The 26897-nt window shown below is 65.2% G+C and carries 16 protein-coding genes; 8 read left to right on the forward strand and 8 right to left on the reverse strand.

The window, feature by feature from the left end:
• On the reverse strand, nucleotides 1-153 hold the full coding sequence (locus ABDW49_RS24860; RefSeq protein ID WP_343616199.1) for a hypothetical protein: 153 nt from the start codon (nucleotides 151-153) through the stop codon (nucleotides 1-3).
• Between ABDW49_RS24860 and ABDW49_RS24865 the strand changes: the two genes are divergently transcribed.
• A complete protein-coding gene (locus tag ABDW49_RS24865; RefSeq protein ID WP_343616201.1) occupies nucleotides 134-6124 on the forward strand; it encodes a cadherin domain-containing protein in 5991 nt (1996 codons plus the stop codon). The two genes, ABDW49_RS24860 and ABDW49_RS24865, sit on opposite strands and share 20 nt — an antisense overlap.
• A 99-nt stretch (nucleotides 6125-6223) precedes the next feature.
• Here ABDW49_RS24865 and ABDW49_RS24870 read toward each other — a convergent pair whose 3' ends face one another.
• Nucleotides 6224-6946: a DUF899 family protein gene (locus tag ABDW49_RS24870; RefSeq protein ID WP_343616203.1), complete on the reverse strand. Its 723-nt coding sequence runs from the start codon at nucleotides 6944-6946 to the stop codon at nucleotides 6224-6226.
• A 129-nt stretch (nucleotides 6947-7075) separates the two neighbouring features.
• On the reverse strand, nucleotides 7076-9163 hold the full coding sequence (locus tag ABDW49_RS24875; protein WP_343616205.1) for a TonB-dependent receptor: 2088 nt from the start codon (nucleotides 9161-9163) through the stop codon (nucleotides 7076-7078).
• Nucleotides 9164-9624: 461 nt separating this feature from the next.
• Here ABDW49_RS24875 and ABDW49_RS24880 point away from each other — a divergent pair, with 461 nt between their 5' ends.
• Complete coding sequence (locus tag ABDW49_RS24880; protein ID WP_343616207.1) at nucleotides 9625-9909, forward strand: hypothetical protein; 285 nt, start codon at nucleotides 9625-9627, stop codon at nucleotides 9907-9909.
• Between the two features lie 110 nt (nucleotides 9910-10019).
• Here the strand turns inward: ABDW49_RS24880 and ABDW49_RS24885 are convergent, their stop codons facing one another.
• Together ABDW49_RS24885 and ABDW49_RS24890 are read right to left on the reverse strand one after the other, a co-directional pair.
• Nucleotides 10020-10523, reverse strand: a complete 504-nt coding sequence (locus ABDW49_RS24885; protein ID WP_343616208.1) for a DUF1993 domain-containing protein — start codon at nucleotides 10521-10523, stop codon at nucleotides 10020-10022.
• A 108-nt stretch (nucleotides 10524-10631) separates the two neighbouring features.
• Nucleotides 10632-11501, reverse strand: a complete 870-nt coding sequence (locus ABDW49_RS24890; protein ID WP_343616209.1) for a LysR family transcriptional regulator — start codon at nucleotides 11499-11501, stop codon at nucleotides 10632-10634.
• Nucleotides 11502-11619: 118 nt separating this feature from the next.
• Here ABDW49_RS24890 and ABDW49_RS24895 point away from each other — a divergent pair, with 118 nt between their 5' ends.
• Complete coding sequence (locus tag ABDW49_RS24895; protein WP_343616211.1) at nucleotides 11620-12036, forward strand: nuclear transport factor 2 family protein; 417 nt, start codon at nucleotides 11620-11622, stop codon at nucleotides 12034-12036.
• Nucleotide 12037: 1 nt separating this feature from the next.
• On the opposite strand, the gene ABDW49_RS24900 is transcribed toward ABDW49_RS24895, so the two are convergent.
• The 3 genes from ABDW49_RS24900 to ABDW49_RS24910 are packed head-to-tail and all read right to left on the reverse strand — an operon-like array spanning nucleotide 12038 to nucleotide 15131.
• Complete coding sequence (locus ABDW49_RS24900; RefSeq protein WP_343616212.1) at nucleotides 12038-13195, reverse strand: crosslink repair DNA glycosylase YcaQ family protein; 1158 nt, start codon at nucleotides 13193-13195, stop codon at nucleotides 12038-12040.
• The gene (locus ABDW49_RS24905; RefSeq protein WP_068079750.1) at nucleotides 13192-13806 is read right to left on the reverse strand and encodes a response regulator transcription factor; all 615 of its coding nucleotides are present in this window, start codon (nucleotides 13804-13806) and stop codon (nucleotides 13192-13194) included. Before ABDW49_RS24905 ends, ABDW49_RS24900 begins: the two co-directional genes overlap by 4 nt.
• Entirely contained in the window at nucleotides 13803-15131 is a 1329-nt protein-coding gene (locus ABDW49_RS24910) for a HAMP domain-containing sensor histidine kinase (protein ID WP_343616215.1), read from the reverse strand. Before ABDW49_RS24910 ends, ABDW49_RS24905 begins: the two co-directional genes overlap by 4 nt.
• Before the next feature lie 159 nt (nucleotides 15132-15290).
• Here ABDW49_RS24910 and ABDW49_RS24915 point away from each other — a divergent pair, with 159 nt between their 5' ends.
• From ABDW49_RS24915 to ABDW49_RS24935, 5 genes are all read left to right on the forward strand, one after another.
• Entirely contained in the window at nucleotides 15291-17477 is a 2187-nt protein-coding gene (locus tag ABDW49_RS24915; protein WP_343616216.1) for a TonB-dependent receptor, read from the forward strand.
• A gap of 243 nt (nucleotides 17478-17720) precedes the next feature.
• Nucleotides 17721-19580 carry an AsmA family protein gene (locus ABDW49_RS24920; protein WP_343616218.1) on the forward strand — a complete coding sequence of 620 codons (1860 nt, stop codon included), beginning with the start codon at nucleotides 17721-17723 and terminating at the stop codon, nucleotides 19578-19580.
• A gap of 78 nt (nucleotides 19581-19658) precedes the next feature.
• Nucleotides 19659-21524, forward strand: a complete 1866-nt coding sequence (htpG, locus tag ABDW49_RS24925) for a molecular chaperone HtpG (RefSeq protein WP_343616219.1) — start codon at nucleotides 19659-19661, stop codon at nucleotides 21522-21524.
• A gap of 128 nt (nucleotides 21525-21652) precedes the next feature.
• Nucleotides 21653-24178 (forward strand): EAL domain-containing protein, encoded by a 2526-nt coding sequence (locus ABDW49_RS24930; RefSeq protein ID WP_343616220.1) that lies wholly within the window; start codon nucleotides 21653-21655, stop codon nucleotides 24176-24178.
• 149 nt (nucleotides 24179-24327) lie between these two features.
• Entirely contained in the window at nucleotides 24328-26793 is a 2466-nt protein-coding gene (locus ABDW49_RS24935; protein ID WP_343616222.1) for a winged helix-turn-helix domain-containing protein, read from the forward strand.
• Nucleotides 26794-26897 lie beyond the last annotated feature (104 nt).

Genomic DNA, 26897 nt, shown 5'->3' on the forward strand with positions numbered 1-26897 from the left:
TCAAGACTGAATCAGCATCCCTTTTCTGGTCATGAAACCGCTTCGAACATAACGTCCGGGCGGTAATGGCTGGCTGCTGCCTGTCGCGATCGCCACCCCCGCATCGTTTTTTGTTTTCTGGGATTCATGCACCATGTCCACGTCGGTCTTCATCAACGAGTTCCATTACGACAATCTCGGCACCGATAAGGATGAGGCGATTGAAATCGCCGGCATCCCCGGCACCGATCTGACCGGCTGGACGATCGTTCTCTACAATGGCGGAGCCACTGCCGCCACAGCCGCTGCCGCTGTCACCTATGGCACCGTGCAGACCCTGTCGGGGGTGCTGGTCGACAATGGCAGCGGGCTGGGGACGATGATGGTCACCTACCCGCAGGATGGCCTGCAGAACGGCTCGCCCGATGGCTTCGCGCTGGTCAACGCCCAGGGGCAGGTGGTGCAATTCCTGTCTTACGAGGGTGTGCTGACAGCCTCCAACGGCCCCGCCGCCGGGATGACCAGTGTGGATGTCATCCAGCAGGAAACCACCTCGACTCCCGTCGGCACCTCGCTGCAACTGACCGGCAGCGGCAGCTATTACGAGGATTTCAGCTGGGCAGCATCGGCCGCCAGCACCTATGATGCGATCAACAACGGGCAGACCTACACCGCCCCCGCCGGTACCGTTACGCCGCCGACGCCCGGCGCCACGCTCTCCATCGCCGCTGTTAACGCCAGCCTGAGCGAGGGCGCGCCCGGCGACAGCACACTCTTCACATTCACCGTCACCCGCAGCGACGCCACCGGCACGGCCAGCGTGAACTATGCCGTGACTGGCGCGGCGACCAACGGCGCCAATGCGGCCGATTTCGGCGGCACCCTGCCCTCCGGCACGGTCAGCTTCGCCGATGGCGAGACGCAGAAGACCATCAGCGTCACCGTCACCGGCGACCATCTCGCGGAAAATGACGAAGGCTTCGTGGTGACGCTGAGCGGCGCCCAGTACGCCGCCATCGCCACCGCCTCGGCCAGCGCCACCATCGTCAATGACGATCACGCGGGCACCCTCTCCATCGCCGATGCCAGCGTGTTGGAGGGCAACGCCACCACCGAGATGCATTTCACCGTCACCCGCACGGGCGGCAGCGACGGGGTGGTCACCGCCAGCTATGCCCTCACCTACAACGGCACTGCCAAATCATATGATGTCATCGCCCCCGCCAATGCCACGGTCACCTTTGCCGATGGCGCGACCACTGCCGATGCGGTGGTGTATGTGGGCGGCAACGTCAATTATGAAGTCGACAAGACCTTCGGCATCACCCTGAGCGCCCCCACCGGCGGCGCCACCATCGCCCAGGCCACCGCCACGGGCACCATCCTGAACGACGATCCCGTCCCGGCGTCGGGCACGATCTCCATCGCCGATGCCTCGATCGTCGAGGGCAACAGCGGCATCCAGTCGATGGCTTTCGTGCTGACGCGCGCGGGCGGCAGCGTGGGTGAGATCATGATCGATTATCAGCTCGCGCTGGGCACGGCGAGCGGCGACGATCTCGATCCGAATTGGGGCGCTCTGGGTACCGTGACCTTTGCCGACGGGCAAACCACCGCCACGCTGCTGGTGGGCATCGTGGGCGACACGGCGATCGAGCCCAACGAGACCTTCACCGTCAACCTGCTCGACCCCACAGGCGGCGCGGTGATCGTCCGCGCGCAGGCTGTGGGCACGATCATCGATGACGACCCCACCAGCGTGGTCTTCATCAACGAGCTGCATTACGACAATGTCGGCACCGACAGCGGCGAGGCCATCGAGCTGGCCGGCCCGGCGGGCACCGATCTGACGGGCTGGACGCTGGTGCTCTACAACGGCACCAGCGGCGCGGCCTACAGCACCCGCGCGCTGACCGGCGTGATCCCCGATCAGGACCATGGCTATGGCACGCTGACCTTCGCCTATGCCAGCAATGGCATCCAGAACGGCTCGCCCAGCGGCATGGCCCTGGTCGATGCCAGCGGCCATGTGGTGCAGTTCCTCTCCTATGAAGGCACGATGACCGCCAAGGGCGGCGCGGCCGACGGCATGACCAGCACCGACATCGGCGTGTCGGAAACCTCGGTCACCACCGGCTATTCGCTCCAGCTTTCGGGCACGGGCTCGAACTATGGCGACTTCACCTGGCAGAATGCCGCGCAGAACACCTTCGGCACCATGCCCGCCGCAGGCGCCAGCGGCGCGGGCGCGATCAACACCGGCCAGAGCTTCCTGCCCGCCACCGGCACCAGCTTCTTCAGCGTCAGCGACACCAGGATCAATGAAGGCAACAGCGGCGTCACCCCGCTGACCTTCACCGTCACCCGCGCGGGCGGCTCGGCGGCGGCGGCCAGCGTCGATTATCATATCGATCTGGGCACGGTATCGGCAGACGACATCACCGCCACCCCGCTTTCGGGCACGCTGACCTTCGGCGTGGGCGAGGTCGCCAAGACGATCACCATCGGCGTGATCGGCGACACGGTGGGCGAGGACAATGAAGCCCTCTCGCTGACGCTGAGCAATCCGGTGGGCAATGCGCAGATCAACCATGCCAGCGCCACCGGCACGATCCTGAACGACGATCCCATCGAGCTGGCGATCTATCAGATCCAGGGCGCGGCCCATACCTCGCCCGTGGTCGGCCAGACGGTGAGCACCACCGGCATCGTCACGGCGATCAGCAGCAACAGCTTCTGGATCCAGGACCCGACCAGCCATCGCGAGACCGGCGCTTCGGATGCCATTCAGGTTTTCGTGGGCAGCGCCCCGACCGTTGCGGTGGGCGACAGCGTGCAGGTCTCGGGCGTCGTCACCGAATTCCAGCCCGCCGCCGGATCGCTGACCGTCACCGAGATCAACACGCCCACCGTCACCGTGGTCTCGCATGACAATGCGCTGCCCGCCGCCATCGTGATCGGCGTGGACGGCATTTTGCCCCCCACCAATGTCATCGATGACGATGGCATGACCTCTTACGATCCGCAGCACGACGGCATCGATTTCTACGAATCGCTCGAAGGCATGCTGGTGACGGTGGAAACGCCGATCGTCGTGGGGCCGACCTCCGGCAAGAACACCTATGTCGTCGCCTCGGCGGGCGAAGGCGCGACCAATATGAACGATCGCGGCGGCATCACCCTGTCGGGCACCGATGCCGCGCCCGAGCGCATCCAGATCTTTGCCGACAACACCGTGCTGCCCGGCTATGTGCCCAATCACACGCTGGGTGACATTCTGAACAATGTCACCGGCATTCTGACCTATTACAACTCGCCCGAACTGCTGCCCACGCAGGCCGTCACCACGCTGGTCGACAAGGAGACCACGCAGGAGGTGACCGCGCTGAAGGGCGATGCCGATCATCTCTCCATCGCCAGCTTCAACATGGAAAATGCCGATCCCACCGATCCGCAGGCCAAGTTCGACGCCATCGGCAAGGAGGTGGTGAACAATCTGGGCTCGCCCGACATCATCGGCGCTCAGGAAATTCAGGACGCCGATGGCGCGGGCAGCGGCAGCGACCTGTCGGGCGCGGCCACGGCGCAGAAGGTGATCGACGCCATCGTGGCGGCGGGCGGCCCGACCTATGTCTATGTCGAAATTGCCCCCACCACAGCGGGCAGCACCGGCGGCGAGCCGGGCGGCAACATCCGCAACGGCTTCTTCTACAACCCCGAGCGCGTGACCTATGTCGAGGGCAGCGCCGAACTGGTGCCCGGCGCCGCCTTCACCGGCAGCCGCAGCCCACTGGCGGCGGAATTCCAGTTCAACGGCCAGACCGTGACGGTGATCGACGTTCACTCCACCTCACGCGGCGGTTCGGAATCGGCATGGGGCGCAGATCAGCCCGCGACGCAGGCGGGGGATTCCTCGCGCACGGCGCAGGCCGAGGCGATCAAGGCCTATACCGATGCGCTGCAGGCCGCCGATCCCTCGACCAAGATGGTGATCCTGGGCGACTTCAACGGCTATTATTACGAAACCGCGCTGAGCACCTTCACCAAGGATGGCAGCTTCACCAACCTCTATTCGCTGCTGCCCGAGGAGGAGCGCTACTCCTACCTCTATGAAGGCGCTTCGCAGGCTTTCGACAACATTCTGGTCAGCAGCAATCTGACCAGCGGCGCGGGTTTCGACGCGGTGCATGTCAACGCCGAGCAGACCGTGCAGCCGATTACCGACCACGATCAGGTGGTGGCCACGATCTATCTGCCCGGCGCCACGACCACTCCGGTCAACACCGCCCCCACCGGCATTACCCTCACCAATGCCAGCGTAGCCGAGAACCTGCCTGCCGGGACGGTGGTCGGCACGGCAGCGGCCATTGATGCCGAGGGCGGCGCGATGGTCTATGCGCTGACTGACAATGCCAAGGGCCTCTTCGCCATCGATGCGACGACCGGCGTCATCACCACCACGGCGGCGCTCGATCACGAGACGCTGGCCAGCGCCAACATCACCATCTCGGCCACCGACAGCGGCGGGCTGAGCGTTTCCAAGACCGTCACCATCGCCATTGCCGATGTGAATGAGGCGCCCACCGACATCACCCTCACCAATGCCAGCGTAGCCGAAAACCTGCCCGCCGGTACGGTGGTCGGAACGGCAGCGGCCGTCGATGCCGAGGGTGGCGCGATGGTCTATGCGCTGACTGACAATGCCAAGGGCCTCTTCGCCATCGATGCGGCGACCGGCGTCATCACCACCACGGCAGCGCTCGATCACGAGACGCTGGCCAGCGCCAGCATCACCATCTCGGCCACAGACAGCGGCGGGCTGAGCTTCACCAAGACCGTCGCCATCCTTGTCAGCGATGTGAACGAAGCCCCCGCCCGCGTCACCATCAGCAATACCATGGTGGTCGAGAATTCGGTCGGCGGCACGGTGATCGGCACGCTTGACGGGCATGATCCCGATGCGAACAGCACGCTCACCTATGCGCTGGCCACCGCTGACAGCCGCTTTGTCATTCAGGACAACAAGCTGCTGGTCGCGGCGGGCGCCAACATCGATTATGAGGCGCAGCACAGCATCAGCCTCGACATCACCGCCACCGATCAGGGCGGGCTGCACACCACCTCGACCATCACGCTGGCAGTGCAGGATGTGGCCGAGACCTTCGGCGGCTCGACCGGCAGTGACACGATCACCGGCGACGCCGGCAACAATGTCATCGATGCGGGCGCGGGCGACGATATCGTCAACGGTGGCCTGGGGATCGACACGATCACGCTGGGCGCCGGGGCCGATACGGTGCGTTCGCTGCTCAATGAGCTGCTGGGGGACACGATCACCGATTTCGGCAGGGAAGACCGCATCCTTATCCAGAGCTCCGATTTCCACCGCTCCGACTTCACGGTGTCAGGCAGCGGGGCCACCACGGCGCTCAACTTCGGTGGCGGCGCACTGCATCTGACCGCAGGCCTTTCAGGCGGGGACATCATGGTCGCCCATTCGGGCAATGACACCATCGTGACCTTCCAGTCCTATCTGGCAGCGCTCAGCGAAAACATGTCCGTATCGGGCAGCGCGATCAACGGCATCGTCAATCAGGCCTATCTGAGCGGCGACACCTCCACAGCTTTCACCGTCGATGTCGAGGCGATGGGCGGGGCCAGCTTCCACAACACCATCGGCGTCTATGAGGTGGACAGCGCCACGGGGCAGATCTCGGATGTGCATATCATCGCCGCCGACGCCAAGAATGCCGGAAGCGCGATCAGCGTCACCGGTGTGGATGCCGGGCACCAGTTGGGCTTCTTCCTGGTGCAGAACGGCGCCAGCACGCTGGGCTCTGCGCTGAGCAGCACCAACCTGTCGATCATCAGCCAGAACGGTCATCTGGCGCTGGCCAACAATGGCACGGCGATCAGCGGGGCGACGACCTTCTTCTCGACCTCGGCGGCGGCCAATGTCGACGGGATGCAGCATGTGCTCTCGGGCGTGGCGAGCGATGGATCGGGCACGATCCGCATCGGCTTCGAGGATATGCTGCGCTCGGGCGGAAAGAGCGACGACGATTTCCAGGATGTGGTGCTGCATGTGACCGCCGTGCCTCAGGCCCATGTCGCCGCGCTGGAGACAGCCGTGCTGCACGGGTGATCCTGCGGTGAAAAGAGGGCGGCACCGGTTGGCTTGCGCTGCCGGTGCCGCCCTTTTTGTCAGGCGTTCTGGCATGGGCGGTGCTCCAGACCGGGCCGGTCAATATGACAGTCTTGGATACCAATCTGTGCCGCGCCCATGCGGCGTCAGGTCCAGCACCGACCAGAGGCTGGCGATATCGGGAGAATCGCGCGGATCCTGACCCGGATCGGCCATCTCCCGGCGCATCTGGCTCATCCAGAACAGGCGAATGGATGGACCGTCTTTCCGGAAGACCACCAGAGCGGGGTTCTCGGTGCCGTCCTCATTCAGCAGGCCCAGATCACGGGCATAATCGTCGCCGACGGTCTGCACGAAATCAAGATGCCGCCATCCGCGCTCCTGCGCGAAGGCATATTGCCGGTCGACCGGGGAACGGCCGAAAATCTTCAGGGCGACGCGCTGCTTGATATCGGCCGCATTGCCGTTCACCGCGCCGAGCCAATTGGTGCACATCGGGCAAGGCCGCTCCCGCTGGGGTCCATACATCCAGAAATAGGCGACCAGCGTATCCTTGTCGCCAAACAGATCGGCCAGTGTTGCCTCGAAGCCCTGCTCATCCTTGAAGCGATAGGCCGCGGCAATGATCGGCCCAGGAGGAAGAGCCTGCCGCTGCTGCACCAACCGGGTGGCATGCCGACGCAGCTCGATTTCTTCAGCCAGCAATGCCTTGCGGGCCTCCAGATAAGCGGGGGAGGCACCGGGAAATGCCATCTGCATGCCCTCGGCCAGGTCCCTCGCCGGTTTCAGGCCGTCAGATGTGTCGAGCGTCTCTGTCGCCATGATCGGTTTCCTCTCGGCTGATCAACCCGGCGACACCAAAAGGGTTCCAGCCATGCCCCTACCCATCCGAGGCAGAAACAAACTCAATCCGCCCCCTGCGCGTTTGATGGCGCAGGGGGCGGGCAGCCCTCAATAGCTGGCCTTGAGCGAGAGCTGATAGCTGCGCCCGGCCTCGGGATAGCCATCGACCAGTTGGTAGTTCTGGTCGAAGAGGTTGCGCACCGAGGCGCTGATGCTGGTGCCGTGGCGCAACTGATATTCGGCCTTGATCGCGCCATTCACATAGGCGCCGGTGCGGTAATAGACGATGGGCGCGACATCGGTGACGGTCCAGCGGCTCGACGCGATGTCGGCGCTGGGGACCAGATGCAGGCGGGGCAGCACGGTCCAGTCGGCATAGACGAAGGCCTTGTGAGTGGGCACATCGGTGGGGCGGAAGGCGGCATTGCCCGGATCGACAAGGTTGCGGTGGGTCCAGGTGTAATTGCCGCCCAGCGTGAAGCCCGGCGTTACCTGCGCCGAGAAGCTGCCCTCCACGCCATAGGTGTTCCCGCGTGACACATTCAGCGATTGCGTCATCACCGTGCGCGCGCAGGGGCCCGGCGTGGTGCTGGCGGTGCAGGCATAGCCCAGCACGCTTTCGCTCACGATGGCGTTGGTGATGTGGGCGTGGAACAGCGCGCCCTCCAGATGAAGCACGCCAAGCTGCGTCGAGCCGCCCAGTTCGATCTGCCTTGCGCGCTCGGGCTGCAGGCCGGGGTTGGGGATGGAGGTCCCGAAGCGCTGGCTGAACCGCTCGAAGATGGTGGGAAAACGGGCGCGGGACGAGACGCTGAGATGCAGCGCCGAGCTGGCATTCACCGCCCAATTGAGCTGGCCCTGAGCGCTCCATGTGCTGCTGTTCGCCTTCGGATAGTTGTAGAGCACGCTGGCGCCCGACGTGCCGAGCGGTGCGCCATACTCCTCGGCACGCTTCAGATCGCGCCAGTCATAGCCGCCGCCCAACGTCAGGCTGATGGCGGGGGTGAAGTTGTAGGCATGCTCGATCGACAGGCTGTAGGTGTTCTCCAGATCGGTCTGCACCGGCTCGGTGGTGTTCGCGGGGAAGCTGGTCTGGGCCTCCTTGTGACGGTCGGAGCGCATCTGGGCCCCGATGGTCACACGTTCACGCGCGGAGGGGCGCAGGGTCAGTTCCAGCGAACCACCCAGCGCATCGTCCCAATAGGGGCTGTTGAAGCTGCGGCCCAGGGTCTGGGTGTTCTCCGCCGCCGTGTCGAAGGAGCGCAGCATGTTGTAGAAGGTGTTGTAATAAAGCCTCGTTTTCAGCGTGGAAATCGGGTCGAGCTGCGTGGTGGTCAGCAGATAGAGGCTTTCCGTGTTCCACGCGGGCCAGGTCCAGAAACGCTGCGCCGAAAGCGGATCGGTGACATGCAGCGGGGCCAGCTTCTGGCCCTCCTGCCGGGTGTAGCTGATGACATATTCATCGGTGGCGTTCGGCGTGAAACCGGCCTTCACATTCACCCGCCAGTCGCCCGTCTGGGACAGCCCGCGACGGCCCGCGCCCTGATTGGCGGTGGGCTTGAAACCGCCCGCCAGATCCCAGTGATCGGTGTAGGCGCGCCCGATCGAGGCCTGCGCATACCACTTGTCATGCTTGGTGCCGATCAGCGCCGAGGTCGAATAGCCCGCATATTCGCCGTTACGCCCCAGATTGAGCGTGCCGCTGACCTGCGCCTCCAGCGGTTTGGTCGGCTTCGAGGTGACGAGGTTGATCGCCCCGCCCATGCCATCCGGCCCGTTGAGCACCGAGACATAGCCCTTGGCCACCTGCACCTGAGCGATATCATTGGTCAGGAAACGCCCGAAATCGAGCCGGTTGTCGGCGGGCAGATAGACGCGGATGCCGTCGATGGTCAGAGGCACCTCGAAGCGGTTGAAGCCGCGCACGAAGACCAGCCGCTCATTGCGCGTGCCACCACTGTTGCCCGCCGAGACGCCGGGCATCAACCCCACCGCATCGTCGAGGCTGACACGGTTGAACAGGCTGATCGCATTGGCCGACAGCGTCTGCCCGGTGATGTCCGGAGCCGAGGGCTGCGTGCCGGTCACCACGATCTCGCCAAGGCCGAAGCTGGCGGTTTGCGGAGTGTCCTGGGCCAGCGCCGGAGTGGCAAGGCAGCTGGCGGCCAGCAAGAGGCCTGCATAAAACGCGCGCATGATTGTCTTCCCTGATTATGGTGATCCGTGCCCGTTGTCCGGGTGTTATTCTGTCAGTCCGGTCATCTCTGCACCGATCCTTTCAGGATTTGGATGCAGTTCATTCCCTCACGGTTTCGTTCCAATAAAAAACGCCATCGGTACGACCCATGGGAGCCGGACTGATGGCGTCGTTGCCATTCGAATGCCCATCGGGGCGGGATATCAGCCGGGCATCGGCGCCTTGGGCTTACGGCATCCGAAATTTCACATTTCCCCCGGAATCGCAAACACTTTGTGGGTTGAAACAGGGCAAAAAGACCGGACGCATCGAGACCAACGGCCGCGCCACCAGCGCGGAGACATGACCTCACCCCACCATATCGACCATTCAAAGATGAACTGAAAACATCAGCCAAGCCACGCCCCGTTCAATTGCGCGCTCCTAGAAGCGGTAACAGAACTTCGATGGAGTAAGCGACATGCGTAAATTCATCTCGGCAGCCCTGATGGCTGCAACTCTTGTCGGAACGCTGGGCATGGCTTCGAGCGCGAGCGCTCAGGAATGGGGCCCACGTCATGGCTGGGAAGCCCGTCACGATGGTTGGCGGGGTGACGGCTGGCGGGGTGATGGCTGGCATGGCGACGGCTGGCGTCGCGATGACGGCTATTGGCAGGCCCGCCGCGACTGGCATTGGCGCCATGAGCAGGAGCGCCGCTATTGGGACGCCCGGCGCTATGACCACTGCCGCTGGGATGGCTGCTGATCATCCCCACGAACACCGGATTTTGATGGCGGCCAGATTTTGACAGCGGATTGAGACTCCCCGCTGTCAAAAGAGGGGCCAGCGCCGGCATTCGCTGGCCCCTCACCTGATCAGGCTACGGGGTTGCCGCCAGCCAGAAAGTCCATCTTGCCCAGCGACACGCCCTTCATACGCATCAGCGCATAGGCCATGGTGACGTGGAAGAAGAAGTTGGGCAGGGCAAAGTCGGTGGTATAGCTCTGGCCGGTGAAGGTCAGTTCGGTCTTGGGCAGCTTGAGGATGACCTCAGCCGTCTCGCGACCGGCAAAGCCAGCGGGATCGACAGCTTCCAGATAAGTGATGGTCTTGGCCACACGCTCGCGCAACTGGGCGAGCGTGGTTTCCTCATCCGCCATGGCCGAAGGCTCGGCCTGACCCAGGCGCACCGCCGCGAAACGGGCCGTGTCCGATGCGATCTGCACCTGCTTGGCAAGCGGCAGCATGTCCGCGATCAGTCGCGCCCCGAACAGCTCCTCTTCCGCGATGCCGCTGTCTTCGGCCTTGGCCAGCACATGGTCGAGATTTTTGAAAGCGCGGATGAAGACGGGAACGGTCATCGCATAAAGATCGGGCATGGACATGTCCTTGGCAAAAGCCGCCTGGAGGTCAGGTAGGCGAAGCGGAGATGGGCATGGCCGGGGCTTTGTGAAGGCCCTGTCCTGCAAGAAATTTATGCTGGTGGATCAGGGCTGCATCAGAAGAGCCTCGGGTGAGGCGCTGTCCCGCAGGCCATCGGTGATCAGCGCCGCCAACTGCCTGACCGGCCCTTTCTCGGCTTCCCCCAGCAGGCTCATCCCGAAATCAGGGAGCGCGGGCAGCGCCTTGTCCGCAATCACCTCGAAACCAGCCGGGACCATGGATGTCATCGCGATGGTGATCGCCAGATCAGCGCGGATGGCGGTCATCATCGCCTCGAAACCCTCATTGTCGAAGGCCGGGCGCCAGCGCCGCCCTGCACCGTCCAGCGCCGCCGTGATCACCGGACGAAACCGGCACACCGGATGCGAGATCGAGACCGGCAGCGGGTCTTGCCGCCATGCCGTGCCCCCTTGCGCGCCAACCCAGACGAGCGTGTCCCGAAACAGGGACTCTTGGCCCTCCTCGATGCGATGCTGGACAAGGGCAATGTCAACCATCCCATCTGCCAGCGCCTTGCCCAGCAAAGCCGATGGCGCCGAAATCAGCGACACCTCCGTCCCCGGCGAGGCCAGCGCAAAGGCCTTGAGCAAGGGCGGCAGGGTCTCGCTGATCACATCAGGCGGCGCGCCCAGCCGAACCCGATCGCGCACCCCACCCAGATCGCGCCACATCCGGTCGTTGAGCGCGATTATCTCGCGGGCCGTGGCGATCAGGCTCTCGCCCTTGGGCGCCAGACGGGCGCCGCGATGGTCGCGCCACAGCAGGCGCTGATCGAACAGGGCCTCAAGCCGGGCAAGCTGCTGACTGACCGCACCCTGCGTCAGATGGAGTGCCCGCGCCGCCGCGCTCAGGCTGCCCTCATCCACGATCGCCACGAAGGCGCGCAGCAGGCCGATGTCGATGTTGCGAATCATGCAGCCATTATGACTTCTAATGGCCTGGCTCACAAATTCTGGTTGGCCGGGCTTGGCGAAACTTGCGACCTCCGAGGCGCGCTGCAACGGGGCAGCCTCTGTTAAAGGTTTTTGCATCATGACTGAAACACCGGACGGTATCGCGCTGGCCCGCGCCTTTTTCGCACGGGTCTGGGCGGCCCCTCACGATCTCGACGCCATCGATGAGCTGATGACGCCCGACTATCGCCTGCACAATGCGGGAACCACCATCGAGGGCCGCGACAACTTCAAGACCTGGGTTGGGGAAATGCAGGCGCAGATCGGGGAGCCCACCAATGAGCATCTCGACCTCTTTATGGATGAAACCGGCGAGAAGGTCGTGTCGCGCTGGATCACCCGCGCGGTGAACAGGGGTCTGTTCGGCACGGCAGCGGACGGGCGCGCGATCGACTATACCGGCATCAGCATCTGGCGGGTGCGCGACGGGCGCCTCGCCGAATGCTGGGTCGAGCGCAGCGCGCTGGAACTGCGCAGTCGGCTGATCGAGGTTTAACTCACCCGCGCTCGACCGCCTCCAGCCCCAACCAACCGGCCATGGCCTGCAATTCCCCGGTCAGAGCTTCCTCTGTGTGCGCGGGCGCATCGGGTTCCAGATGAACCGCGCGCACCAGAAGCCTTGCCCTGGCCCGGTCGGCCTTGAGGTCGACGCGGGCCACCAGCCGCTCGCCCAGCAAAAACGGCAGGACGTAATAGCCATGGACCCGCTTGTCCGCTGGCACATAAATTTCAATGCGATAGCGAAAGCCAAACAGTCTTTCCGTCCGATCCCGCTCCCAGATCAGCGGGTCGAAGGGCGCCAGCAGCGCGCGTGCTTCCACCTTGCGCGGCTGTTTCGCATCGCGGTGCAGCCAGCCATGCCCCCATCCCGCCACCGCCACGGGGATCAACACGCCCGCTTCGGCCAGCGCATGGATGGCCGGTCTGGCCTGCTCCGGTGACTGGCGGAAATAGTCGCGCAATTCCTTCTCGGTGGCGATGCCATGGGCGCGGGCGGCACGCTCGATCAGGGCGCGATGGGCTTCGGCCTCCGGAGGCGTGGGGGTGGACAGCACGCTGGCGGGCAGCACCCGTTCCGGCAGGTCATAGACCCGCTGGAAACTGCGGCGGCGGGTGGTGGTGGTGATATGCCCTGCCCAGAACAGCCATTCGAGCGCGCATTTGACCTCGCTCCATTCCCACCAGCCCGATTGCCCCTTATGCGCCTCGAAATCGGACGCCGCCATCGGGCCTTCGGAGCGGATACGCTCCAGCACATCCATCGCCTGAGCGCGCCGCTCCGTCGCATAGAGGCGCATGCTGCTCCATCCGGACTCACCCCGATCGGCGCGCGCCATCCGCCAGCGCAGCAGCGGATGCATGTCGAGGGGCAGCAGCGATGCCTCATGCGCCCAATATTCGTAGAGCCTGCGCTGGCGCAGCGGCCCCCAGGCCAGCCGGTCGAGCTCGGCCGTGTCATAGCTGCCCAGCCGGGAAAAGGCCGGGAGGTAATGCGCACGGGTCAGCACATTGACGCTATCGATCTGGTGCAACTGCAACCGGTCGATCACACGCAGCAGATGGTTGCCGGCAGGCGCATCCGGCCGCCTCGCCCCGAAACCCTGAGCCGCAAGCGCGATGCGCCGCGCCTGCGCCAATCCGATCGTCTCCGTCACTTCAGCCCTGCCTCCAGCGCCAGACGCAGCAGATCAGCGGTGCGGGCCACGCCCAGCTTGGTCTTGATCAGGCTGCAATTGTTGGCGATCGTCTTGTAGCCCAGCCCCAGCAGATCGGCGATCTCGCTCAGGCTTTTGCCCGAGGCCAGTTGGCGCAGAATTTCCAGATCGCGCGGAGCGAGCTGTGCCAGCGAACTGGCGGGCGTGGCCGTCTGCAGGGCCAGCGCCTGGGCCAGCTCATGCTCGATATAGCGCCCGCCAGCGCCCACCTTGCGGATGGCCGTCAGCATCTCGTCGGGCGAGGCGTTCTTGCTGACATAGCCCTGCGCCCCGGCATTGAGCGCGCGGGTGACATAGAGCGGCTCGGCATGCATGCTGAGCACCAGAATGGGTGTGGCGCTGATCTGGCGCAACCGGGCGACCAGCTCCACCCCGCCCAGTTGCGGCAGGTTGAGATCGACAATGATCAGATCGAGGTTTTGCGCCCTTGCGATGGCCAGGCCCTCACGCCCGGTTTCCGCCTCGAAGATCTCATCCTGAGAGATGATCGCCAGCATGCGCCGCAAGCCCGCGCGCACCACGGCATGATCATCGACCAGAAGAATTCTCATGGCTGTCCTTCCCTATGTGGCCATGCCAGCCGGGCCTGCACGCTCCAGCCCAGGCCCGACGCGCCCGGACCATAGGCCAGCGAGCCGCCTCCTGCCTCAACCCTTTCGCGCATGCCGATCAGGCCTAGCCCACTGCCGCTGGCGGCACCCTGGCCGGAGCCATCATCCTCCACCATCACCAGCAACTCCTCTCTTTCGCGCGCCAGAGCGATGCGGATCAGACCCGGCTTGCCGTGGCGCACGGCATTGTTCACGCTCTCCTGCACGATGCGATAGGCCACTTCGGCGGTGGGCCCCGAGATCGCCTCCTCGGGCAAGGCGAGGTCGAACAGCAGATCGGGCTGGCGCGTGGCCCAAAAGCGCACAAGGTCCTCGATGGCGGCGTTTAGGCCGAACTCCGTCACCTGCGTCGGGCGCAGGCGCACCAGAAGATCGCGCACCTGCTTCTGCATATAGCGCACCGATCCCTGGATTTCCTGCACCCGCTCCGGGATCGCCTCGTGACGCCCGGAACTCGCGAATTGCGCGATCACCTCGGCATCGAGGCTGACGGCGAAGAGATGAGGGCCGATCTCGTCATGCAGATCGCGGGCGATATCGGCGCGCTCTTCCTCCTGAAGATTGGCCAGTTGCTCGGCCAGTTGGCGGTTGCGGGCGCTGGTGGCTTCCAGCGCGCCCGCCATCCGGTTGAAGCCACGTTGCAGATGCCGCAACTCCGGCGCGCCCGTTTCGGCCACGCGCCCGGCATAATCCCCGCTGCCCAGCCCGGCAAAGCGCTGCGCCAGCACGGTCAGCGGGCGGAAGGCTGCGGTGATCACCATATAGACCATCAGCAGCCCGGCCATCGCCGTCACCACCAGCACCCCCATCAGGGCGAGAAATTCGTTCCATGTCGCGCTGACATCAAGGTCGGGCGTGGGTGTCAAAACCAGCCTGCCGGCCCCGAAGCGCGTCGGCGGTAGAGGCAGCGCCATACCCGAGGGCGTGACCTTGAGCAAAGCGCGAAACCAGCCGGGCGGCGGCGTGTCGGCCTGCCGGGTGCTGGAGAAGGCAAAGACCTTCCCATCGGCCCCCAGCAGCGTGGCGCGAATATGGCGGTTGCCGTCAAACGTCGAGACCAGTTCCCGCAGATCGCGGGCGGGATGGTCCGATTGGGGTAGGTCCTCGAAAGCCCCAACGGCGGTCTGATGCGCGCCGCTCATCCCGGCGGAGAGTTCGGCGGAGAGCGCGCGGCGCACCTCATAGCCCGCCACCAGCGTGCCCAGAGTCATGGCCAGCAGCAGGACCAGCCCGATAACCAGAATGATGCGAAGGCGAAGCGGCATGGCCCAGGGCCTAACACAGGCCGCGCCGCTGCGGGACGGTTTTCCTGAACAGGCATGCAGATCGGGAATTCTTCCCGGCAAGATCGGGAAGCCTTGGCATCGCTTGGCTTTTGCGCGCGCGATATTCGGCAGGGCATCGTTTCAGACAGGGTCCCCCCAATGCTCCATGCCTCCTTTCGTTCGATCCTTGCCCTCTCCGTCAGCGGGGCCGCGCTGCTTGCCGCCCCGCAGGCCTTTGCCGACAGCACCGGCGCCCCCGCCGATATCGTGGTGACGGCCAAGCGGCTCGACGATGCGCGCGAAAGCATCAAGCCCAGCCTTGGCGCCTCGACCTATACGCTGGATTCGCAGGCGATCGCCAATCTGCCGGGCGGCGACAATCTGGGGATGCAGGATATCATCCTGCAAATGCCCGGCGTCAGTCAGGACCAGTTCGGCCAGTTCCATGTGCGCGACGAGCACAATGGCGTGCAATATCGCCTCAACGGCATCATCCTGCCCGAAAGCATCGCGGTCTTCGGCCAGATGCTCTCGCCGCGCATGGTGGACAAGATGAGCCTCGTCACCGGCACGCTGCCCGCGCAATATGGGCTGCGCACGGCGGGCATCATCGACATCACCACCAAGTCGGGCCAAGCCAACAGCGCCACCTTCAGCCTGTACGGTGGCAGCCATGAAACCATCGAGCCCAGCGTCTCGGTCAGCGGCAGCAAGGGGGCGACAAGCTGGTTCTTCTCGGGCGACTACAAGCACAGCAATCTGGGCATCGAGAACGTCAACGGCAATTACAGCGCCATCCACGACCGTACCAACCAGTTCAACGGCTTCGGCTATGTCGACCATATTCTGAGCGAGAATGACCGGATCGCGCTGACCGGCGGCTATGCCAACCAGCATTACCAGATCCCCAACCCCACCGGGCTGGTGGGCGGGCAGACGGACGTCAACGGCAACCCGATCGCGGTCAATGGCGTGACCAGCGTCAACAGCGAGAACCTCAACGAGCAGCAGTTGCAGACCTTCGGCTTCGGGGCGCTGAGCTGGCTGCACACCAATGGCCAGTTCTCCTCGCAGCTTTCGGCCTTCGGCCGGGTGGCCAATCTGGACTATCGCCCCGATTATGTCGGCGAGATGCTGTTCAACGGCACCGCGCAATATGCCAGCAAGCGCGACATCACCCTGGGCCTGCAATGGGACAGCGCCTATAAGATCAACGAGCATCACACCCTGCGCGGCGGGTTGCTGTTCGAGAATGACAGCTCGCACAGCTGGACCAACACCGGCACCTTCCCCACCGATGGCGATGTTTACGATCCCACTCAGCCGCTCAACGGCTATGGCGCGGGCGACATCATCGGCCCGGCGCAGCTGAACGCCAGCATCACCAACATCACCCAGCGCACCTACAGCGCCTATCTGCAGGACGAATGGCATCTGACCCGCCGCTTCGTGCTGAACTTCGGCGCGCGCTTCGACGAAAATGACGGCGTGCGCGACGAGCGGCAGCTCAGCCCGCGCGTCAATATGGTGTGGACGCCCACCAACAGCACCACCGTCCATGCCGGTTACGCGCGCTATTTCGCCCCCGCGCCTTTCGAGCTGATCGCCAGCAGCAATCTGGCCCAGGTCTTCAACACCACCGCCACGCCCAATGTGCGCGCCAACACCGCCACCTATGCCCAGCGCGAGAATTATTGGGACGCGGGCATCCAGCAGAAGATCGGCGGGCTGACGCTGGGGCTGGACGGCTATTTCCGCCGCTCGACCCATCTGGTGGATGAGGGCCAGTTCGGCGCGCCGATCATCCTGACGCCCTTCAACTATGCCAAGGGCCGCATCTTCGGCACCGAATTGACCGCCAATTACACGCATGGCGGCTTCAGCGCCTATGGCAACATCGCCTGGGAGAAGGCGCAGGGCACGCAGATCGTCTCCAACGAATACAATTTCGCCGCCGCCGATCTGGCCTATATCGCCAATCACTACATCTATCTCGACCATGACCAGACCTGGAGCGGCTCGGCAGGCGCCTCCTGGCGCTGGTCGAGCGGAATGCTGAAGGACTCGCGCATTTCGGCGGATATGGTCTTCGGCTCGGGCCTGCGCAGCGATCTGACGCTGGCCGATGGCAGCTCGATCCCCAACGGCGCGGCGCTGCCCGATTATGCGACCTTCAACCTCTCGGTCGGGCACAAATTCGTGCGCAGCGGTGTCGATGTGCGGCTCGATGTGCAGAACCTGTTCGACAAGATCTATGAGGTGCGCGACGGCACCGGCGTCGGCGTCGGCGCGCCCTCCTTCGGCGCGCGGCGCGGGGTCTTCATCGGCATTTCCAAGACGATCTGACAAAGCCGGAAGGGTGGAGCGATGGCCCCACCCTCCCGACGGTTCAGCGCCTGCGCGCTACAGGGAACCCGGCCAAAGTCTGCGCCGTACCCGGTCCGAACCCGCCATCGCAAAGGAACATGGACCGGGCCCGGCACTTGATGATGGAGAGTCCATCAGCCGAGTTTCACGGTGTGAACCACCACAGCCATGCCCCACTTTCTTCCAAAGGCCAGAGTCCATGCCGCCGGGACAAGGCGGCTTGTGGCCAAGCCTGACCGCCATCTGCGCCGGCCGCTGCGCGCGGCCCTGATCGGCGCCGCGCTGCTGGGGCTTGGCCTTACCGGGCTGGCCGCCTTTCCCTGGGGGATGCTCAAAGGGCGGATCGAGGCGCGCCTTTCCACGCGGATCGGCCGCCCTGTCACCATCGGGGCGATGCAACGGCTCGACAGCCTCTCCTTCCATCCCCGCGTCCGCCTCAGCGCCATCCGCATTCCGCAACCGGCCTGGGTCAAGCCCCGCCTCGACGATCTGGCGCTGATCGATCAGGCCGATGTCCAGCTCTCGGTCTGGTCGCTCATCGCCGGGCATAGCGCGGTGGAGCAGGCCGATCTGCGCGGTGCCCGGCTGCAGTTCTATCGTGATGAGGCCGGGCGCCAGAACTGGTCCAACGGGCAAAGCAATGCGGCCAGCCATGGGCCATTGCTGCGCGTTCTTCGGGTGGCGGGCAGCCGCCTGCGCTATCTCGACGAGAAGCGGGACCGCTCGCTCGATGTCGCGGTGAACTCCGACGCGCAAAGCCTGCGGCTTGAGGGCACCGGGCTGGTGATGAGCCATCCCGTCACGGTGACGGCGCGCGGCGCGGCGCTGGTCGATGGGCAGGCCAAGGGGCCATGGCCCTACCAACTCGCCATCGAAGGGCCCGCCATCGGTTTTGCCCTCAGCGGGACGATGCCCAAACCCCTCGATCTGGCGCATCTTCAGGGGGAGGCGCGCGGCCATGCGTTGGACCTCAAGCTGCTCGACGCGATCATCGAGGCGGGCCTGCCCGGCACCCAGCCCGTCCGCCTGACGGCAAGGCTCCGCCGCAACCGCCCCGACTGGGTGATCGAGCAGCTTTCCGGCACGGTCGGCCGGTCCGATCTGGCCGGTCACGCCACCATCGTCAAACGGCATGGGCGCACACGCATCACCGGCGCGCTGTCATCCGACCGTTTCGATATCGAAGACCTGTCCTCCGATGCGGGCAAGCGACGCGGTGCGGCGCAAAGGGCGCGGCTGGGGCCCCGTCTGCTGCCCGGCTCGGCGATCGACCTTGGCCATGTCCGGCGGACCGATGGCACGCTCGACCTGCGGGTCGCGCATCTGCTCTGGCCCGGCCCCAGCCCCTTCCGCAGCATGAAAGCGCATCTGGTGCTGGATCATGGCCGACTGGTGCTCGATCCGCTAACGGTGGGCCTGACCCATGGTACCTTTGCGGGCAGGCTGCGCATCGATCAGACACGCAAGGATCAGCGCGATCCGCGTCTGGACATCGATCTTGCCATGCGCGGGGCGCGGCTGCTCGACTTCTTCCCGCGCGCGCGGATCGACGGCAGCCTGCTCGCGCGGATGGCGATCAGCGGATACGGCCACACGATGCGCGCCGCCATCGGCCGGGGCAGCGGAAGCGTGGCGCTGGTCGGGCGCGACGGCGCCATTCCGGCGCGCACCGCCGCGCTGCTTGGGCAGGATGTCGGCGGAGGGATCACGGCGGGCAAGCAGACGATGGCCAGTCTGCGCTGCCTGGTGGTGCGGCTGGACGTGCGGCAGGGCGTGGCCCGCGCCGCGCCGGTGATCATCGACACCTCGCGCGGGCAATCGCGTGTCACAGGGCAGATCGCGCTGGATGATGAGCGGCTGGATCTGCGGCTCAAGGGCGCGCCAAAGGGCAAGGCGCTGCTGCGGCTGCCCGGCGAGGTGCCGATTGGCGGTACCATCAAGAGGCCCGATATCCGGGTGCCGCCCCATGCCAAATCGCTGGGCGGCATTCTGGGCATGGTGGGGGATGCCATCACCGGGCATCAGGGGCCCCGCGCTCAGGATGCCGATTGCGATGGGCTGGCGGCGCAGGCGCTGCGGTAGCGATACCCTTGAAATCCGCGCAAACAGGCCTCATGTCGCGACCTTCAACCTATCCTGACACTGGAGCCCCGCCAGCCCATGACGACGCAGACCCATGCCTTTGAGGCCGATGTCTCGAAATTGCTGCATATGATGGTTCATTCCGTCTATTCCGACAAAGATGTGTTCCTGCGCGAGCTGATCTCCAACGCCGCCGACGCCTGCGAAAAGCTGCGCTATGAGGCGATCGCCGCGCCCGCCCTGCTGGGCGAGGATCCCAGGCTGCAGATCACCATCACGCTGGATGCCGATCAGCGCCAGCTAACCATCGCGGACAATGGCATCGGCATGAGCGCCGCCGATCTGGCCGAAACGCTGGGCACCATCGCGCGTTCGGGCACCAAGGCCTTTATGGACAGCATCGCCGCCGCCAAGGGCAGCGAGGAAACCCAGTTGATCGGCCAGTTCGGCGTGGGCTTCTATTCGGCCTTCATGGTGGCCGAAAAGGTCGATGTGATCTCGCGCCGGGCCGGCGAGGATACCGCCGCCGTGTGGTCGTCGGATGGTCTGGGCACCTACACCATCGCGCCTGTCGCCCTTGAGGAAGCCCCGCAGCGCGGCACGCGCATCGTGCTCCACCTGCTGGAAGAGGCCAAGGATTACGCCGAGCGCCACCGCATCGAGCAGATGGTGCGCGCCCAGTCCGGCCATGTCCCCGTGCCCATCGAGCTGAAGGACAAGCCCGACGCCGAAAGCACGCAACTGGCCGACGGCACCGCGCTCTGGACCCGGCCCAAGAGCGAGATCAGCAAGGAAGAGTACACCGATTTCTACCGCAGCGTGGCCGGGCAGTGGGACGAACCCGCCCTCACCCTGCATTACCGCGCCGAGGGGCGTTACGAATATTCGGTGCTGGCCTTCGTGCCGGAGAGCAAGCCCTTCGACCTCTTCGATCCCGACCGCAAGGGGCGGATGAAGCTCTATGTCCGCCGCGTCTTCATCACCGATGAGGCCGAACTTCTGCCGCGTTATCTGCGCTTTGTGCGCGGTCTGGTCGATAGCGCCGATCTGCCGCTCAACATGTCGCGCGAGATGATCCAGGACAGCCCGATCCTCACCACCATCCGCAAGGGCCTGACCGGCAAGGTGCTGGGCGAGCTGGAAAAGACCGCCCGCGATGACGCCGAGGCCTATGGGAAGCTGTGGGAGACCTTCGGCGCGGTGCTGAAGGAAGGCCTCTATGAGGACTTCGAGCGGCGCGAGGCCCTGCTGCGTCTGGCCCGCTTCAAGACCACCACGTCGAACGGCGCCTGGCGTTCGCTGGAGGACTATGTCGCGGCGATGAAGGAGAACCAGACCGCGATCTATTACGCCACCGGCAGCGATCTGGAACGCATCGCGGCCTCGCCCCAGCTTGAGGGTTTCCGCGCGCGGGGCGTGGAAGTGCTGCTGCTGCCGGATCAGGTCGACAGCTTCTGGGCGCGCGGCATGGATCTGGACGGCAAGCCCTTCACCTCGGTGACGCAGGGCGCCGCCGACCTCAGCCTGATCCCGCTGCCCGAAGGCAAGGAAGCCCCCAAGGCCGAGGCCAGCGATGCGGTCAGCAGCTTCCTCGGCTTCGTCAAGGAGACGTTGGGCGAAAAGGTCTCCGATGTGCGCCTGTCGGACCGTCTGACCGACAGCGCGGTCTGTCTGGTCGCATCGGACAGCGGTCTGGACCGCCAGTTGGAAAAGCTGCTGGCCAATGCCGGGCAGACGCCCGCCGGCGCCAAGCCCGTGCTGGAAATCAACCCCGGCCATGCCCAGATCGCCCGCCTCGCCGCTCTGCCTGCCGAGGATGCGCTGCGCGAGGATGCCGCCCATCTGCTGCTCGATGAGGCGCGCATCGTCGATGGCGAGCAGCCGCTCGATCCGCGCGCCTTCGTCGACCGGCTCGGCCGCCTGATCCAGCGCGCCACGGCCTGATACACCGGGGCCGGTGCTTCAACACCGGCCCCTCCCTCCGCATTAAGATTTACCCCGGTAATCCCCCTTATATCCTGCGACTAGGTGCTTGACCGAAGTTTCAATGAACGGCTGTTAAGCATGATCGCATGGACCTCTCCAACGCACCCAAAGTCCTCTGCAGCGATCCCGCGCGCCTCGACGTGCTGGCCGGCCTTGGCATCCTCGATTCCGCCCCGGAGCGGGATTTCGATGAGCTGACACGGCTTGCCGCCGCCGCCCTGGGCACGGAATGCGCCGCGATCAGCCTGATCGACGAGGCCCGCCAGTGGTTCAAGGCCCGCCACAATGTGCCTTTCGGGGAAACCCCGCTCGAAGTGGCCTTCTGCATTCACACCGTGGCCGCGCGCGAGGTGCTGGTGGTGCCCGATGCGCGGCTCGATCCGCGCTTTGCCGACAATCCTTTCGTCGTGCCCGAGGATGGCATCCGCTTCTATGCGGGCGTGCCGCTGATCGTGGGCTCGGGCCATTGCCTGGGCACGCTCTGTGTCTTCGATACGCGCCCCCGGCCCGAACTGGCTCCCCGGCAGCTTGGCCTGCTGAGCGATCTGGCCAGGCTCGCCACCGATCTGATCGAGGCCAGGCGCTTCAACCGCATGGGCGAGATCGCCACCCGCGTGGTCGATGCCACCCCCGATGCCGTGCTGGCGGTCGATCCGCATGGCGCGATCATCTATTGGAACCCGGCGGCCGAGGCGATGTTCGGCCTGCCCCGGCAAGCCATGCTGGGCCGCCGCATCGAGCAGGTGATCCCCGGCGGCCTGCCCGCGCAGGACACCGCATCGCGCACCGAAACGCTGGGGCGCCGCGCCGATGGCCAGACTTTCCCTGTCGAGCTGTCGCTGGCGCCATGGGGGCAGGCGCCGCTCCCTCAGGGCCGGGCGGTCATCCTGCACGACATGACCGGCCGCAAGGCGCTGCAACGCGATCATGAGCTGGCCAAGACCTTCCTCGACAATGTGGTGAGCAATCTGCCCGCCATGCTCTTCGTCAAGGATGTGGAGAGCCGGCAATATCTGGTGGTCAATCAGGCGGGCGAGAAGGTGATCGGCCGCAATGCCGACGAGATGATCGGGCGGACTGACCTCGAACTCTTCCCCGACTATGGCGCCGCTTACGAAGAGCGCGACAGCGAAGCCGCCGCCGCGCCGGGACCTCTGGTCTTCGAAAGCGCCTTTGTGCGTGACGATGGCGAAACCGTCCATCTGCGCACCATCCGGAAGCTGATCGACGGGCCGGACCGCCCGGACCAGTATATTCTGGGCATTTCCGAGGATGTGACCCAGGTCCGCCGCAAGGAGGCCGAGGTGCTGCGGCTGGCCCATCACGATACACTGACCGGCCTGCTCAACCGCGCCAGCTTCACCGACCGCATCCATCGCATGGTGCAGGCGCGCGAGCCCTTTGCCATGCTCAGCGTCGACCTCGACCGGTTCAAGGCGGTGAACGACATGTTCGGCCATCCGGTGGGCGATGCGGTGCTGGTGCAGGTGGCACAGCGGCTGACCTGTGTGGTGGGCGCCACGGATTGGGTGGCGCGCATCGGCGGCGACGAATTCTTCGCGATCCTGACCGGCGAGGATCTGCGCGACCGTGCCAAGACCGTCGCGGAAACCATCGTCCAGCGGCTGGCTGCGCCTTTCTTCACCGAGCGGGGCGTGGCGCATCTGGGCGCGTCGGTCGGCGTGGTGCTGATGCCCGAGGACGGCTCCACCACCGAACAGTTGCGCGAGAATGTCGATCTGGCGCTCTATCGCGCCAAGCTGAATGGCCGTTCTGGCGCCTGCTTCTTCAACAGCGACATGGACGCCGCCGCGCGCGACCGCCGCAGCGTGGCGCGCGACCTGCGCAAGGCGGTGGCCGATGGCGAGATCGCTCTGGCCTATCAGCCGCTGATCTGCGCCCAGAGCGGGCAGGTGACCAGCGCCGAGGCTCTGGCCCGCTGGACGCATCCCACACGCGGGCCGATCCGCCCCGACATCTTCATCCCGCTGGCCGAGGAATATGGGCTGATCGATATTCTGGGCGAGCAATTGCTGCGCCGCGCCTGCATCGATGCCCAGACCTGGCCCGAACCGCTGTGCGTCGCGGTCAATCTCTCCCCGCTGCAATTCCTGTCGGGCCGCCTGATCGCGACGGTCTGCGAGGCGCTGGCGCTCTCGGGTCTGGCGCCGCAGCGCCTGCAACTGGAGGTGACCGAGGGGCTGGTGATCCGCGATGTCGAGCGGACCTTCGATCAGCTCGAACAGTTGCGCAAGCTGGGCATCCAGATCCTGATCGACGATTTCGGCGTGGGCTATTCCTCGCTCAGCTATTTCCAGCGCTTCACCTTCGACAAGGTGAAGATCGACAAGAGCTTTATCGACGAGATCGCCACCTCTCAGGCGGCGCGGGCGATCGTTCAGGCGGTGGTCGGGCTGGGGCAGCAACTGGGCATGGCGGTGGTGGCCGAAGGCGTGGAGAATGAGGCCCAGATGAGCCTGCTGGCAGGGCTGGGCTGCACCCATCTGCAGGGCTATCTCTTCAGCCATCCGATTTCGGCCAAGGCGCTGGCCAAGCTGCCCAATGTGAGCATGGGCGATTTGGCGTTGCGGTCATCCGTCATCGCGGGCTGACAGGGCGGTACTGCGCCTCCACCACGAAAGAGGGGGCTCCTCCGCCCCCTTTCGGGATGGCCGGCATGCGGTAAAACCGCCATCAGGCAGGATTGTGAGGCACGGTCCTTTCCTTTAGGATCCGGCCCGGAATGCTGTCGAGACACCCCGTGGACCAGACCAGTCAGACATACCGCATCGGCGACTTTGTTCTGGTGTTGCCGCAGCTTCAGCTCTGGCTGGGCGAGGCGCCGGTCAAGCTGGGAGGCCGCGCGCTCAACCTGCTGGCGGCGCTGGCCGAGGCACGGGGCGATCTGGTGCCGCGCGATGCCTTGCTGGCGCGGGTCTGGCCCAATCAGGCCATCGATGAAAGCGCGATCCGCGTCCATCTCTCGGCGGCGCGCAAGGCGCTGTCTCAGGGCGGCAGTCAGGACAACATCATCGTCAATGAGGCCGGGCGGGGCTATCGTCTACTGTTGCCCGTCACCCTGGTCGGGGAGCAGAAGGCCCCCGCCGCCTTGCCGCCCGAGGCTCCACGCTGCGCCGTACCGGGCCGGTTGAGCAGCATCGTGGGACGCGACGACACCATCGCCACCATCGCGGAAAGGCTGGTTGAACAGCGCTTCATCACCCTCACCGGGCCGGGCGGCATCGGCAAGACGACGGTCGCCATCGCTGTCGCCCGGCAGCTTTTTGCGCAGCGCGGGCTCAACGCCCATTTCGTCGATCTGGCGCCGATCAGTGATCCGGAGCTGGTTTCCGGCACGGTGGCCGCGGTGCTGGGCCTTCCCGCGGGCGGCCGGAACCTGACCTCGCAGATCGCCGCGCATCTGCTGGAAAAGCCCGCCCTGCTGATCCTCGACAATTGCGAGCAGGTGGTCGATGCCGCCGCCCTGCTGGCCGAAGCGCTGTTTGAGGAAGCCCCCACGCTGATGCTGCTGGCCACCAGCCGCGAGCCTTTGCGCGCTCAGGGCGAGTGGGTGCATCGCCTGCCCGCGCTGCGCGTGCCCGCCGAAGATGAGGCGTTCGACCTCACCCAACTGGACGATTTTCCCGCCGTCGCCCTGTTTGCCCAGCGCGCTCTGGCCGCCCATGCCGGTTTCGCGCTGACGGCCGATAATGCCCCCGCCGTCATCGGCATCTGCCGCACACTGGACGGCATCCCGCTGGCCATCGAATTTGCCGCCGCGCGCAGCGACCATATGGCGCCCGATGCCATTCTGGCGGGGCTTGAGGATCGCTTCGCCCTGCTGTCGCGCGGGCGACGCACCGCCCTGCCCCGTCATCGCACCCTGAAAGGTGCGCTCGATTGGAGCTATGCCCTGCTCGAACCGACGGATCAGACCATTCTACGCCGTCTTGGCGTGTTTAAATCGACGTTCGATCTTGAAGCGGCGACTGCCGTGACGCGCGACCTTCAACTGCCACCCCATCGGCTGACCGATGTTTTGGCCGATCTGGTCGCCAAATCGCTGATCAACCAAACCACCGATCCGGTCGGCTTCTATCGCCTCCTCGACACCACGCGCCATTACGGCATCGAGCAGTTGAACCTTGCCGGAGAAGGTTCGACCACACGCGGGTTCCATGCCGAATATCTGCTGAAACATCTGGACGACAGCGCGCGTGGCTGGGAAGGCAATGCGCTGCGCCCATGGCTGGAAACCTACAGCCGCGCCATCGAGGATGTCCGCGCCGCGCTGATCTGGGCGCGCGGCGACGCCACCAAACTGACGCTGGCCATCGAAATCCAGATCAAGAGCGCGGTGCTGTGGTTCCACCTCTCGCTGGCCAGAGACTATCTGCGCCATACCGAAGTGGCGCTGGCGAGCATCGCCGGGGCCGATATTCCCGCCGATCTGCGCGCAGAGCTTTTCCTCGGCTATGGCCATGCGCTCTGGCATGTCGAGGGGCCGGTTCCCGCGATGGGCGACGCCTTTGCCCAGGCGCTGTCGCTGGCCGAGGCCTGCGGATCGGAAGGGCTGATGTTGCGCGCCCGCTGGGGGATCTGGGCCCATGCCATCCTTGCCGGGGACTATGCCGACAGCCTGATGCTGGCCCGGCTTTTCACCCAAAGTCTGGGCGACAGCGACGATCTGGGCAACCGCCAGACGGCGCTGCATATGGAGGCGCTCTCGCTCCATTTCTCGGGCGACCACGGGCAAGCGCTGGAGCGCCTGCTCGCCGTGCTGGCGGGCGATGCCGCGCCGGAACGCGCCAGCCACGCCAATCACGCTCTGGTCGATGGCAAGATTGCCGCGCTCAGCCTGCTGGCCCGCCTGAAATGGCAGCACGGCGAGATCACCGAGGCGCTGGCCCTGGCGCGCGAGATCGCGGTGGACATCGATCTGGTCGATCATGCGCTCTCCACCTGCTATGGTCTGGCCATCGGCTGCATCCCCGTCGCCATGGCGGCGGGCGAGACCGTGCTGGCACAGGCATGGATCGCCCGGCTGCGCGGCGTGACGAACCGCTTCGACCTCGATCACTGGGGGCGTTTCGCGCTCGGCTATGATGCGGCGTTCAAGGGCGCGGGCACTCTGCCTGCCGGGGCCAGCCCGATGCAGACCGAGATGTTCCGTGTCGCTGCCGATCCGATGAGCGATGTGATCTGGCACAGGGTAAAACCCTTGTAACGCAGGGCCTTAACCGTCTTCCCGCAGCCTTCACACTTCTTCGCGACGCTTCACTCACGCCCTTTGGCCAATCACGCCAAAGTGTCTCCAACGCTGATCGAGCG

Source organism: Novosphingobium sp. (assembly GCF_039595395.1).
Lineage (GTDB): Bacteria > Pseudomonadota > Alphaproteobacteria > Sphingomonadales > Sphingomonadaceae > Novosphingobium.